The following is an 11,927-nucleotide window of genomic DNA, read 5'->3' as shown; positions in this document are numbered from 1 at the left end:
CATCATGAGTTTGCAGAACGAATCAGTCTCGAAAACCGAGAACCGCAAAAAATACGACCGCTTCAAGAAAGCCGGTATTAAATACATCGACTACAAAGACGGTAACTTCCTGCTGAAGTTGCTGAACGAACAGGGTAAAATTTTACCCCGTCGGCTAACGGGCACCAGCCTTAAAAACCAGCGCAAAGTGGCCCAGGCTGTCAAACGCGCTCGTCATTTAGCTATCCTGCCTTACGTAGGCGATTCACTGAAATAAAGTTAATTCAGTCAATTAGTTGGTACGTTCCTCAGTTGCTGACGCGTCAGTGCCTGGTTGACGGTTGACGTACCCACTTACTGACTTACCGACTCTCACACATGGACATCATTTTAAAAACTGATATTGCCGGCCTGGGCTACAAGAATGACACCGTTACGGTGAAGCCTGGTTACGGCCGCAACTACCTGATTCCTCAGGGATTTGCAATGATGGCAACCGAATCAAACAAGAAGATTGTTGCTGAAAACATTCGTCAGGCCGCTCACAAAGCTGAAAAACTCAAGAACGACGCGCTGGCTATTTCTGAAGCGATTGGCGATACGGTGCTGACCATTCCGGCGAAAGCGGGCGAAAGTGGCAAGATCTTCGGTCGTGTTACCAATACACAGGTAGCAGATGCGCTTCGTGCAAAAGGTTTCGACATCGACCGTAAGAAAATCACGGTTGAAGACGTCAAAACGCTTGGCACCTACGAGGCTTCACTTGACCTTCACAAAGATGTGAAACACAAAGTAAAATTTGAAGTAGTATCGGCTGAATAACACCAGCATACCCAGTATCAGACGACCGATCAGGAGCAACCTGACCGGTCGTTTTTTTGTTGCTTAGGCTCTAGTAATAACCCGGATTTCCCGGCCATTTACACCTAATAATCAATTGGTTACGGACAATAATCTTTTGTCTTTTCAGGACCTAAATGGCCGGGTTTTGTGTTAACAAAGTATGCAATTTCATACCGAATTTTCACCAGAAACACTCCCCCATCGCATTGGTCTGAACAGTCAGATCGTAACAGTTGGGTCCTGCTTTGCTGATGTTATAGGGCGTCGGTTAATCGACCATAAACTGAACGTACTAAATAATCCATTCGGAACAATTTTCAATCCGATCTCCATCACGAAATTGCTGACGATGGCTCTGCTCGGAATAAGTCCCGATGAAAATCATTACGTTGAACGGGATGGAATCTGGTTTCATTATGATTTTCATTCATCGCTTTGGGCCAACAGCCGAAGCGATCTACACGGTAAGCTCACCGACTGCCTGACGCAAACCGCCGATAGTATTCGCAAAGCTGATTTTCTATTTCTGACGTTGGGGTCTGCCGTTGTGTACCGCCATATTGAAACAGGAAAAGTGGTTGCCAATTGCCACAAAATGCCAGGCACCCTGTTCGAGAAGTATTTGTATCAGATTGATCATCTTCGTGAAGAGATGACTCGATTGCTGAAAAGCCTTCGTAAAGCGAATCCGAACCTGAAAATCATTCTGACGGTTAGTCCTGTGCGCCATACCCGTGATACGTTGCCCCTGAATAGCGTTAGCAAATCTATGCTACGGGTTATTGCCCACGAGTTAAGCATCTGGAATAGTTGGGTGTGTTATTTTCCAGCTTATGAATTGATGCTCGACGATTTGCGTGACTATCGTTTCTACGAGGCCGATATGATTCACCCGAATGCTCAGGCGCAGGAGTATATCTTCGAGAAATTTTCTGAAAGTGCGTTTGATACTGACCTTCGTAACTTCATTAAAGAGTGGGCACAGATCCACAAATCACTGGCGCACCGGCCGCTTCATGGCAACGGCAGTCTGGCGCATCAGCAATTTTTGACCAGGCTACTTGCTCAGCTAGACAGTATATCCGACCGCGTGGACGTATCGGTGGAACTGACAGAGGTACGAAGTCGTTTAGAAAAATGTGTAATGGACAATGCGTAGCGATGGATTATGCACAACGCTTCATGTAAGCAGCGCTTCGTCCGTGTTCATCATGCCACCATTGCCCTTATTCAGTCTCCATTTTTTATTTCCAAATGTCTGATTACCGATTATCTAAAGAAGCCGTTCTGCGGGCATTAAGCACTGTTGAGGAACCCGACTTAAAGCGCGACATTGTATCGCTTAACATGGTGAAGGACGTAACGCTGAGCATTGATTCCGTTCGGTTTACGGTTGTGCTTACGACACCGGCTTGTCCGCTGAAAGAAGTGATTCGCAAACGTTGTGAAGACGCAATTCATACATACATCGGTGCTAATATTCAGGTAACGGTTGATATGACGTCAGATGTTACGTCTACGCGCAATAATGCACCGACGCTGCCCGGCGTAAAAAATATCATTGCTGTCTCGTCGGGGAAAGGTGGAGTTGGTAAATCGACCGTAACAGCCAATCTGGCCATTGCCCTGCACAAATCAGGTGCAAAAGTGGGCGTGATTGACGCGGATATTTACGGGCCTTCGATGCCCACTATGTTTGGTGCTGAAAACATTCAGCCACGTATCTATCAGGTAGACGGGCAGACAAAAATGGAGCCTGTCCAGCAATTTGGGATCAAAATGCTGTCGATGGGCTTGTTGATTGCACCAGGTCAGGCCGTTATATGGCGAGGAACGATGGCTGGTCGGGCTTTGCAGCAGTTCTTTTCGGATGCCGACTGGGGTGAATTAGATTACCTGCTTATCGATATGCCGCCAGGTACGGGCGATATTCACCTGACGCTGGTGCAGACTGTACCGGTTACAGGCGCCATCATCGTGACAACCCCGCAGAAGGTTGCCCTTGCCGATGCGACAAAGGGCTTAGCCATGTTCAGGCAGCCACAGATTAACGTACCGGTGCTGGGCGTGATTGAGAATATGTCGTATTTTACTCCGGCCGAACTACCGGACCATAAGTATTATATCTTTGGCAAAGGTGGCGGTCAACTCCTGGCGAGCCAGTTTGACGTACCTCTGCTTGGGCAAATTCCACTTGTACAGAGCATACGCGAAGCTGGTGACGAAGGTCGGCCAGCCTTCAGTACTGGCGAACCCGTGGCTATGGAAGCTTTTCAGGCTACGGCCGAAGCCCTTGCTCAGCAGGTGGCCATACGCAACGCGACTGTCGACCGTACGGAGCGGGTACAGGTTGCATAAACGAAGTAGAAAGTATAAATTTACCGTAAATCAATAGTTACAATGGAAACGGTAGTTAACAACGACCAACTGATTACAAAAATAGAACGGGCACTCGACAGTATGCGTCCCTATCTGGCAGCTGACGGTGGTAATGTGAAAATACTGGAAGTGACCGACGACAAAACCGTGCGGCTCGAACTAGTTGGATCATGCGGTACCTGTCCAATGTCAGCGATGACCTTTAAAGGAGGTCTGGAGGAAGCCATTCTGAAAGCTGTTCCTGAGATTACAAAAGTCGAAGCGGTCAATCTGACACCCGCTTTTTAACTGATCTAATGCTGGTTGACAGACGTGATACGTAAAACACCGGGCGATACGTCTTTAATCAACCGAATTAGCTTTTTATAGGAGCGTATTTCTGAATGACTTCCTCTGTAAGTTGTAGCTGGCTATCAAGTTCTGCAATGCTCAAAACTACGTAGCGCCATAGACAAGCTTTTTCTTCAACTTGCCTTATAAGGATTTTACTTGACGAAAACGCATCCATTACACGCTCATATACTAGCCACAGGCCTGAAAACCGGTGGCTTTTTTGTTTCTTTGCAACCAGTAATATCCCTCAATTCTGTGAAAATAGGCATTTTCTTCGGTGGTCCAGCGCGGGAACGCGAGGTGTCATTTGCGGGCGGGCGTACAGCTTTAGCTAATCTGGACAAAGGCTTATTCGAGCCCATTCTGATTTTTGTTGATGGACGTGGTCGGTTTCGGCTCGCCACCCCCGATTTTCTTCACTCAGCTTCATTACGTGAAACGCTGCCTCAAGATGACTCTGGATTTTCCGTGTATGATGAATCGCTCGATGCTAACGCACTCGACGCAATTCTTCCGGAAATTCGGCCAGAACAGTTTCGGGATCATTTCGACATGGCCTTTCTGGCTATGCACGGCCCAGATTGTGAAGACGGCGCGATTCAGGGATTACTTGAGTGGTATAAAATGCCTTATACCGGCCCAGGATTGGTTGGTTCGGCCGTTGGCATTAACAAAATACTGCAAAATGAATTGATCGCTCTGGCAAACGGCCAGCAAAAGAAAACCGCAACGATTAGTCGCGATGCGTATGAACAAGCTGACAAAGCGCAATTTTTCCAATCATTAATTGAGCACCTTGGTTTACCCATTGTCATAAAAGCTCCCCACCAGGGCTCTTCTATTGGCGTATCTATCGTACGGGAAGTCGATCTCACCCAATTTTGTAGAGCTGTTGAGCAATGCTTTTTCACGATGACCGTACAGCCCGATGGGTGGTCGAAGTTGAGCGAATGGGTGGATTTATCAGCCAAGGAAAAGAAAGAGCTGGCACAGAAAATGGTCAGCCTCGATTCGGGAATTAGCTTTCCCGTTGTGATTGAGCAAACCGGTGAGGTTATCAACCACCCAAAAGAGTTTATCGAACGATTCGACGTATTGACCAAACAGAACGGCTCACTGATTACGCTGGCGTCACCTAACGCTGAAGATGAGGTTCTGTTCGAAGAATTTATAAGTGGCCAGGAATTTTCGTGCGGAGTGATTCAGGATGATGATCAGGTAGCGATTGCGCTACCCCCCACTGAGATTTACAACGTAACGAGTTTTGATTTTGAGTCGAAGTACAAGCTCAGTACGACCAAAAAGCGAATTCCGGTAGATACCAGCCTGGAAAACAACCGTAAAATTCAGTTGGCCGTGGCTGAGGTATTTACACGGTTAGGTATAAACGTTTACGCCCGTATTGATGGATTTTTGACACCCGATAGCCGAGTATTGCTCCACGACCCGAACACCATTCCGGGAATGTCGCCCTCATCGCTGATTTTCAAACAGATGGCCGAAATCGGTTTAAATCTGGCCAATGCGCTGACGTACCTTATCCGGCAATCGCTGCGTGAGCGTATCCGAACCGGAAAAGATACGTATCACCTTAAAAGTCTGCTAACGGATCTCGACCGTAAACTGGCTGAAAGAAAGGCGAATCCTCTGCCTGAGCGGGTCATTTCATTTGGCAATAGCGACGAACAGTTTGCCGCTGCCAAACAGCAGTATAACGAACTGGCGGCTTCAGGAACGGTACGCCCTTCCCTGATGTACATCAAAAGCAAACAGGAGTATTATGAAATTCCCGTTTATCTACTGTTCAAAGAGACAATTGACGAACTGGAAACAGCGCTGAGTCAAACACGGCATCCGTTGTTACTTGAAACTGCTGAGCGTACTCAACACATCACGGAACGATACGTATAAACTAGCGCTTACAGGTTTATCAACTTGCCGAAAGGTCAAACCTTTCGGCAAGTTGATTTATAGGGGTTTATAAAAGAACCGGCTGCCCCGTTCTGACAGACTCATCACAGGCAAAGGCGATCTGAAGGCTGTTAACCGCATCCTGCATGTGATCTGTCAGGTCCAGATTTTCCTGAATAGCTGTCAGAAAATAGCGCTGTTCCCGATTACACAACTCCTGATGATCTGGTTCATCCTGCATATCAATCCAGGTGTCTTCCGTTACGAACTGATCGTTTTCGTTTAGCGCTGCCCGGTGGACACGTAATGACTCAGTTTTCGTATGTGAATCGACATTATCTGATTTACCGGTTCCACCGGCATTTTTAGCGACGATGGATACGCAGCCATCTGGTCCAATTACGTCTTTCACAAAAAAAGCAGTCTCACTCATCATAGGCCCCCAACCGGCTTCATACCACCCTACAGAACCATCTTCAAAGCGGATCTGCAACTGGCCATAATTATAATTATCGGCTGGTATATCATTCGTTAACCGGGCGCCAATAGCATTTACCTGCACTGGTTTTGAACGGGTCATCTGGCACATTACGTCGATATAATGTACCCCACAGTCGACAATAGGGCTGAGACTCTTCATCAGATTCCGGTGAACGGTCCACATAGTGCCGTGGCTCTGTTGATTGAGGTTCATTCGCATAACCAGCGGTTTACCCATTTCCTGTGCCACCTCGACAAATTTGGCCCAGGACGGATGATGCCGTAAAATATACCCCACCACTAACTTTTTGTTTGCTTTTTGGGCAGCTTCCATCACGCGTTTAGCGCCTTCCACCGTATCGGCAATCGGCTTTTCAATAAACACATGACATCCCTGCTCAAAAGCCATAATGGCAAAAGCCTCGTGTGTATCAGGGTAGGTCGAAATGCAAACCGCATCAGGTTTCGTTTCCAGAAGCGCCGTTGCATAATCATCAAAGAGCGGATAGCCACCGCCTAATCGTTCGTTGAGCACAACTTTGCTGTTGCCAGTAGAAACGATACCGCAGATGTCAAATCCATCCAGTGTTTTATAGGCGATAGCATGCGACGCGCCCATATTACCGCAACCGACAACAAGTACTCGCAATGATTGAGAAGATATTGACATGTTAATTGGAGAAAACTTAAAACGTAAGCACAAAAATAAAGCATACAGCACGCTTAATTTACTAAACCCGTCAATGATGCTTGTGTATCCAGTTCGTTAGCTGGTGCCGTCACAACCATTCATTAAGCTTACAGGCTGTAAATCAGGTTATTTAGAAAAACGTTCAAACAGTTTGGCGCGAATTTTATACGCTTTATCCGCCGATTCTTACAATTCATAATCAATGTGATTTTACATCGGGACGTGAGCTACTAGTTTTGTCCGCAAGTGAACGATAACTGTCCGCAAGTGGACAGGCCAATTAGACAAGCACACAGGCAAATAACTGATTATCAGGTGATTTATCAATTGGCATGACCTTTGGAACAGTTTGAGTGAACAGTAAACAACTATATTTTAACCATTTAACACTACAAAATCATGTTTGCACTAATGAGCAAAGTAGCCGCTTCCGTTCTGATGACAGCCGCTACGTTTACAAATCCAACCAATCCCAAAGCGTTATCTTTTGACGCCAGCGCCTATGTTACGGTAAACAATCAAATTCGGGTTGCCGTTGAAAAAAATTCGGATACACCCGTACAAATTCTTCTTCGTAATCCGGAGAACCAGGTAGTTTTTCAACGAATTATAGGGAAGAAAGAAGCCAAATTTGCCGTGAAACTTAATGTTGAAGAACTAGCTGATGGAAAATACGAGTTGGAAGTTAAATCGAGCGAAGGTAGCATTCGTAAACAAGTTAATTTATCAACTACACCCGTCCAACTTACACCTCGTGTTATTGCCATGCAGTAGAAAGTAAATCCCCAACATCCGTTTTACATCCGGCGTTGGGGATTTTTATTTGCTTACGTATCAGACCGATTTAACTCACTTCCACACTTACCTCATAATAATCGATTGTTGGCGCTCCTGCAAAGTAGTTAGCCATATGTTTCAGTACTTCCTGAAGAAAGCCGTTTGTTTCAGCCGCTTTTCGATTCTCTTCTGTATCCCAGAGGGTTACCATTAGCCCCTTATTGGTTTCAGTATTGGTGAGCATACGGCTAGACTTGAAACCTGCATGTGTTTTCAGCGCTGGCCCTACCGAATAACGGAAATACTCAACGGCTTCAGTTATAAATTCGGGCTTTATAGGAAATTGAATTATCCGGGCATACATACTTATACTGACGACTAGTTAACGATACGTGTTTTAAAAGTTATAGGGTTCTGCTATGAAACACCCTTAAATTCCGGCTGTTCAACAAACGGCTGACTTCGTAGCCGCTTACCAGTTGCTTTAAAGATAGCGTTCGCAACGGCTCCACCAGCCGGTGGTAAAGATGGCTCGCCCAGGCCAGTTGGTTCGATCTCGTTCTGAACAAAGTATACATCGATCTCAGGAATTTCATTGAGTCGAATAAGTCGATAGTCATTAAAATTTTTCTGGTCTGGCACACCCTCTTTGAACGTAATATTACCGTACATAGCGTGGCCGATCCCATCGACAACACAACCTCTAACCTGCTGTTGTGCTCCGCTCTGGTTGACGACTACACCGCAATCAGCCGCCGAATACACTTTTTGCAGCACAGGCTTTCCTTTCTGCATAACCACTTCACCTACCTGCGCTACGTACGATCGGTGCGAAAAATAAACGCTAAAGCCCTGCGCTACGGGTTTACCATCCGCTCCTTTCTTTTTGCCCCAGCCCGATTTTTCTGCCGCTAGTTCGATAACGCCCTTCATCCGGTCGATGTCGTACTTGATGGCGCCAGTCGGTTTCTGTTTAGCTTTATCCAATAATTCCAGCCTGAATTGCACGGGATCTTTACCAGCAGCTTGGGCCACCTCATCCAGAAACGACTGCTCCGCAAAGGCCAGGAAATTCGTTATGGGCGCCCGCCACGGGCCGGTTGTAATAGGCGACTTGTGATCGACACTATCGATCAGTAAATTATCAACCGCCCCTGCCGGAAAATTATCTTCTCTCGTTGCATTACCAGCATTAATGCTGGCCCCTCGCAGTTTATAGCCAATCAAATTCTGTTGTTCATCTAGCGCTGCCTCGAATCGATAACGTACTGCGGGGCGATAGCTGCCTCCGGTCATATCGTCTTCGCGCGTCCAGATAACCTTAACCGGCGCATTAACAAGTTTTGAAACCTGTACAGCCTCGATTACGTAATCAGCTTTTAAACGACGGCCAAAACCACCACCCATTCGGGTAAGCTGCACGGTTACTTTATCAGGCGAAATACCGAGCAGTTTGGCTGTTTCGTTACGTGCTAGTTCGGGTGTTTGGGTAGGCCCAACCAGTTCTGCCCCGTCAGACCGAACATGGGCAAAAAAATTCATCGGCTCCAGTGGATTGTGTGGCAAGAACGGGCACTGATATTCTGCCTTGATTACTTTAGCCGCATTTTTAAACGCTGCTTCAACATCGCCGTCTTTCCGACGAACCGTTGCGTTTGAGTCGTCCAGCATTTCCTTAAACAGCCGATTATGATCTGCGGTGCTTTCCAGAACATCAGCCTTTTCCCACTCGATTTTTAAAGCATCTTTCGCTTTTTTTACCTGCCAGGTCGATTTACCGACAACCGCTACGTTATTGTCGAACGTAACAACATTGACAATCCCCTTCATGGCTTTAGCAGTCTCCGCATTCAAGGATTTCAGCTTATATCCAAAAGCAGGGCGTTGTATCATAGCAAACAGCATTCCGTCTCGATAGAAGTCTAGCCCAAACAGTGGTTTACCAGCGATTATTTTAGGGTTATCGACATTCTTTACGGTGCTGCCAATCAACTTAAAGTCTTTAATATCTTTCAGCTTAACATCCGCGGGAACAGGAATTTGTGACGCTTCTGTTGCTAACTCCCCATAACTTAGCTTCCGTTTACTAGTGGTATGCAGCACAAATCCTTTATCAGTAGAACATTCTGAAACTGGTACATTCCAGCGTTTGGCACCAGCTTCCAACAGCATTTGTCGCGCCGTAGCCCCTGCTTTACGCAGCCGCTGCCAGGAGTGAGGAATCGAGCCGCTCCCCCAGCCACCTGGCGTTCAAACTTTTTGGTATCAAGCGGGGCTTGCTCTACAACAACCTTTGTCCAATCGGCATCTAACTCCTCGGCTACAATAATCGGGAAGGCAGTTTTGATGCCCTGTCCAACCTCAGGATTTGGCGACAGAATCGTAATAATTCCCTGTGGATCAATAGAAAGGTAGCTGTTAAAATTTACCCCTGCCAGAGCTGATACGTTCGTAGACAGCGTATTGGTTGCTGCCTCTGACTCAACCCAGTTAAAGCCTAACAGAAGCCCACCTCCAGCTGCCGCAACTACCTTTAAAAAATCCCTTCGATTGGAGTTTTTTATCGTTTCCATAGCTATCTTGTTTTTGACTGTTTGGAGGATGCTGTTGTCATGCCTGATGCTAATTTCACTGCTTCACGAATCCGATGATAGGTTCCACAACGACAGAGATTAGCGGTCATCGTATCATCTATTTCAGCCTGAGTTGGTTTAGGATTATGCGATAGTAATGCTGCGGCTGTCATAATTTGACCTGCCTGACAATACCCACACTGAGGTACATCCACTTTATCCCAGGCTTGTTGTACGGGATGTTTACCATCTGGGGAGAGCCCTTCAATTGTAGTCACTTTTGATTTCCCGACTGCAGACACAGGTAATACGCACGAACGAGTCGCTTCACCGTTTAAATGAATAGTGCAGGCACCACACTGAGCGATACCACACCCATATTTTGTACCAACAAGGCCAAGAGAATCTCTTAAAACCCATAGCAGCGGAGTATCGGGCTCAACATCAGCCTGATAGTTTTGACCATTAATTTGTAGTTTGAAGATAGCCATTGATTGCGTAGAATAAGCCTGTATTAGCGAATATAAGAAAAAGGCAGTATTAACGTCGTCTACTTACTTTAGAAGCAACTAAAAACAAAAAGCCGGTTCAATAATGAACGCGGCTTCTAAAACGTATCGAAATAGGCATAAAAAAAGGGGTCTGTCCAGCTGGACAGACCCCCTAGGTTTCAAAGGTGGCACCTACCTACTCTCCCACTTGTGACAGCAGTACCATCGGCAGTACGGGGCTTAACGGCTCTGTTCGAGATGGAAAGAGGTGTCCACCCGCCTGACCAGCACCAACCTGTTGACTCTTCAGTGGCCGACCCCTCGGTCAGCCCAATACCCTTGTGTCTTATGCCCCACAGAGAGAGATCCGGATCCAATCATCAACTAAACAACCTTCACACACAGCTACGTCTTCAGAACAACACCACCAACACGCGTCCGGGGTCATTAGTACGGCTCAGCTCAACGCATCTCTACGCCTACACCTGCCGCCTATCCACGTCGTCGTCTCCAACACCCCTTTATACCGGAACACTCATCTTCAGGCCAGTTTCGCACTTAGATGCTTTCAGCGCTTATCTGATCCGCACGTAGCTACTCGGCCGTGCCTGCGGCCAAACAACCGATCCGCCAGCGGTGCGTCCATCCCGGTCCTCTCGTACTAAGGACAGATCCCGTCAGTATTCCCACGCCCACCACAGATAGGGACCGAACTGTCTCACGACGTTCTGAACCCAGCTCGCGTGCCACTTTAATCGGCGAACAGCCGAACCCTTGGAACCTTCTCCAGCCCCAGGATGTGACGAGCCGACATCGAGGTGCCAAACCTCCCCGTCGATGTGAGCTCTTGGGGGAGATCAGCCTGTTATCCCCGGCGTACCTTTTATCCTTTGAGCGATGGCCCTTCCATGCGGAACCACCGGATCACTATACCCGACTTTCGTCCCAGATCGGCGCGTCGGCCTCACTGTCAAGCTGGCTTTTGCTATTGCACTCCCCTGCCGATTACCGTCCGGCATGAGCCAACCTTGGGAAACCTCCGTTACCCTTTCGGAGGTGACCACCCCAGTCAAACTACCCACCAAACACCGTCCGGATCTCTCCGTTAGAACGCCAGTCAGACAAGGGCGGTATTTCAAGGTTGATTCCACGAAGCCTGGCGACTCCGCTTCACAATCTCCCGCCTATCCTACACATGGCTGACCGGCATTCTATGTTAAGCTGTAGTAAAGGTGCACGGGGTCTTTCCGTCCCGTGGCGGGTAAGCGGCATCTTCACCGCTACTACAATTTCACCGAACTCATGGTTGAGACAGTGCCCAGATCGTTACACCATTCGTGCAGGTCGGAACTTACCCGACAAGGAATTTCGCTACCTTAGGACCGTTATAGTTACGGCCGCCGTTTACTGGGGCTTCAGTTCAAACCTTCGCCTTGCGACTAAGCTCCCCCCTTAACCTTCCAGCACCGG

Annotated in this window: 10 protein-coding genes, 2 rRNA genes and 1 pseudogene (1 of these 13 running past the window's edge); 7 read left to right on the top strand and 6 right to left on the bottom strand. The window is 47.4% G+C overall.

Features of this window, described 5'->3' with window-relative positions; genetic code table 11:
• Positions 1-4: 4 nt before the first annotated feature.
• From rpsR to LN737_RS13095, 6 genes are all read left to right on the top strand, one after another.
• Complete coding sequence (gene rpsR / locus LN737_RS13120; RefSeq protein WP_012925715.1) at positions 5-256, top strand: 30S ribosomal protein S18; 252 nt, start codon at positions 5-7, stop codon at positions 254-256.
• A gap of 101 nt (positions 257-357) precedes the next feature.
• The gene (gene rplI, locus LN737_RS13115; RefSeq protein WP_405519501.1) at positions 358-801 is read left to right on the top strand and encodes a 50S ribosomal protein L9; all 444 of its coding nucleotides are present in this window, start codon (positions 358-360) and stop codon (positions 799-801) included.
• A gap of 181 nt (positions 802-982) precedes the next feature.
• Positions 983-1,981: a GSCFA domain-containing protein gene (locus LN737_RS13110; protein WP_405519500.1), complete on the top strand. Its 999-nt coding sequence runs from the start codon at positions 983-985 to the stop codon at positions 1,979-1,981.
• Between the two features lie 95 nt (positions 1,982-2,076).
• A complete protein-coding gene (locus LN737_RS13105; RefSeq protein ID WP_405519498.1) occupies positions 2,077-3,180 on the top strand; it encodes an Mrp/NBP35 family ATP-binding protein in 1,104 nt (367 codons plus the stop codon).
• Between the two features lie 42 nt (positions 3,181-3,222).
• Positions 3,223-3,489, top strand: coding sequence for a NifU family protein (locus LN737_RS13100; RefSeq protein WP_405519496.1), 267 nt, complete (start codon positions 3,223-3,225; stop codon positions 3,487-3,489).
• Between the two features lie 300 nt (positions 3,490-3,789).
• Positions 3,790-5,445 carry a D-alanine--D-alanine ligase gene (locus LN737_RS13095; protein ID WP_405519495.1) on the top strand — a complete coding sequence of 552 codons (1,656 nt, stop codon included), beginning with the start codon at positions 3,790-3,792 and terminating at the stop codon, positions 5,443-5,445.
• Positions 5,446-5,512: 67 nt separating this feature from the next.
• On the opposite strand, the gene LN737_RS13090 is transcribed toward LN737_RS13095, so the two are convergent.
• Complete coding sequence (locus LN737_RS13090; RefSeq protein WP_405519493.1) at positions 5,513-6,595, bottom strand: Gfo/Idh/MocA family protein; 1,083 nt, start codon at positions 6,593-6,595, stop codon at positions 5,513-5,515.
• Between the two features lie 420 nt (positions 6,596-7,015).
• On the opposite strand from LN737_RS13090, the gene LN737_RS13085 reads away from it, so the two are divergent.
• Positions 7,016-7,390 (top strand): hypothetical protein, encoded by a 375-nt coding sequence (locus tag LN737_RS13085; RefSeq protein WP_405519491.1) that lies wholly within the window; start codon positions 7,016-7,018, stop codon positions 7,388-7,390.
• A gap of 70 nt (positions 7,391-7,460) precedes the next feature.
• On the opposite strand, the gene LN737_RS13080 is transcribed toward LN737_RS13085, so the two are convergent.
• From LN737_RS13080 to LN737_RS13060, 5 genes and pseudogenes are all read right to left on the bottom strand, one after another.
• Entirely contained in the window at positions 7,461-7,757 is a 297-nt protein-coding gene (locus tag LN737_RS13080; RefSeq protein ID WP_405519489.1) for an antibiotic biosynthesis monooxygenase family protein, read from the bottom strand.
• A 53-nt stretch (positions 7,758-7,810) separates the two neighbouring features.
• A pseudogene (locus LN737_RS13075) lies at positions 7,811-9,966 on the bottom strand (molybdopterin cofactor-binding domain-containing protein).
• Positions 9,967-9,968: 2 nt separating this feature from the next.
• Positions 9,969-10,457 carry a (2Fe-2S)-binding protein gene (locus LN737_RS13070; RefSeq protein ID WP_405519487.1) on the bottom strand — a complete coding sequence of 163 codons (489 nt, stop codon included), beginning with the start codon at positions 10,455-10,457 and terminating at the stop codon, positions 9,969-9,971.
• 183 nt (positions 10,458-10,640) lie between these two features.
• Positions 10,641-10,752 (bottom strand): 5S ribosomal RNA (rrf, locus tag LN737_RS13065).
• 131 nt (positions 10,753-10,883) lie between these two features.
• Positions 10,884-11,927 (bottom strand): 23S ribosomal RNA (locus LN737_RS13060) (it continues 1,790 nt past the right edge of the window).

This window comes from Spirosoma sp. KNUC1025 (assembly GCF_045160025.1).
GTDB lineage: Bacteria > Bacteroidota > Bacteroidia > Cytophagales > Spirosomataceae > Spirosoma.
Note: the sequence above shows the minus strand (reverse complement) of the source record. Positions and strands in the feature narration are given on the sequence as shown.

Bases quoted from the DNA above. Each gene is read 5' to 3' on its own strand.
- LN737_RS13090 (WP_405519493.1), bottom strand. From the start codon at position 6,595: ATGTCAATATCTTCTCAATCATTGCGAGTACTTGTTGTCGGTTGCGGT.
- LN737_RS13080 (WP_405519489.1), bottom strand. From the start codon at position 7,757: ATGTATGCCCGGATAATTCAATTTCCTATAAAGCCCGAATTTATAACT.
- LN737_RS13100 (WP_405519496.1), top strand. From the start codon at position 3,223: ATGGAAACGGTAGTTAACAACGACCAACTGATTACAAAAATAGAACGG.
- LN737_RS13110 (WP_405519500.1), top strand. From the start codon at position 983: ATGCAATTTCATACCGAATTTTCACCAGAAACACTCCCCCATCGCATT.
- rplI (WP_405519501.1), top strand. From the start codon at position 358: ATGGACATCATTTTAAAAACTGATATTGCCGGCCTGGGCTACAAGAAT.
- rpsR (WP_012925715.1), top strand. From the start codon at position 5: ATGAGTTTGCAGAACGAATCAGTCTCGAAAACCGAGAACCGCAAAAAA.
- LN737_RS13105 (WP_405519498.1), top strand. From the start codon at position 2,077: ATGTCTGATTACCGATTATCTAAAGAAGCCGTTCTGCGGGCATTAAGC.
- LN737_RS13070 (WP_405519487.1), bottom strand. From the start codon at position 10,457: ATGGCTATCTTCAAACTACAAATTAATGGTCAAAACTATCAGGCTGAT.
- LN737_RS13085 (WP_405519491.1), top strand. From the start codon at position 7,016: ATGTTTGCACTAATGAGCAAAGTAGCCGCTTCCGTTCTGATGACAGCC.